Genomic DNA, 927 nt, shown 5'->3' with positions numbered 1-927 from the left:
CGAACTGCAATCGCGCGGGTTGAAGGTGGCAATGGTGGGTGATGGCGTGAACGACGCCCCTGCGCTCGCTCGCGCGGAAGTCGGCATCGCGATCGGTGCCGGCACCGACGTCGCAATGGAGTCTGCCGGTGTTGTGCTTGCGGGGAATGATCCGCGGTCGGTGCTGGCAATGATCGACCTGTCCAGGGCCAGCTACCGGAAGATGATCCAGAACCTGGTTTGGGCCACCGGATACAACGTTCTCGCGGTGCCGCTCGCGGCAGGCGTGCTGGCGTTCGCGGGAATCGTTCTCTCGCCCGCAGCGGGTGCCGTGCTGATGAGTGTCTCGACGGTGGTGGTAGCCCTCAACGCCCAGTTGCTGCGCCGGATCGACCTCAGCCCGGAACGGATTCAATGACGGTGTACGGGCCTGCGGTGACGCGCCCGCGTAGCGGAACGGCCAGAGGTGTGCTGGCCGTTCCGCGTGCCGTCCTGGGATTCATCGGCCTGACGGCCGTGCTCATTGGGCTGCTGGCGATGCACGTCTGGGCCGGTGGGCATGGCCCGACGGCGGTGCACGGCTTGCACGCACCACCCGTCTATGTGTCGGCACCGGAGCAACCGCCCAAGGCGCTGGAGCAACCGCCCATGGCGCTTGAGCAACCGCCAACGGCGGCGGAGGTGCCCAGCGATCATGCCGGTCATGACGGTACCGGCCCGACGCACAGCAAGACTCCCCACGACAACACCGCCGAGATGGGCCTGTGCGTTCTCGGGTTCATGGTCGTCGCCCTGCTGTTGTTCCTGCTTCCCGCCGGGAGCGTGATACCTGGGAGCTTCCTGCTTCGGGGGGTGCCGCTGATCCCTCTCCTGCCCTCAACTGAGCCCCCTGAATTCTGCAGATATCCATCATCACGCGCCGGCGAGCAGATTAGAGGCCCATTCGCC

2 protein-coding genes are annotated in these 927 nt (G+C 66.2%); both read left to right on the top strand.

Annotated features, from left to right (window positions below):
• Positions 1–397: HAD-IC family P-type ATPase (locus M44_RS24455; RefSeq protein ID WP_010177006.1), on the top strand; the 397-nt coding region annotated here is incomplete at its 5' end.
• The coding region (locus tag M44_RS28625; protein ID WP_010177004.1) for a hypothetical protein at positions 394–927 on the top strand (534 nt) is incomplete at its 3' end. The genes M44_RS24455 and M44_RS28625, both read left to right, overlap by 4 nt.

This window comes from Bacillus coahuilensis m4-4 (genome assembly GCF_000171615.1).
Taxonomy (GTDB): domain Bacteria; phylum Bacillota; class Bacilli; order Bacillales; family Bacillaceae_K; genus Bacillus_T; species Bacillus_T coahuilensis.
This window is presented reverse-complemented; position numbering and strand designations above follow the sequence as displayed.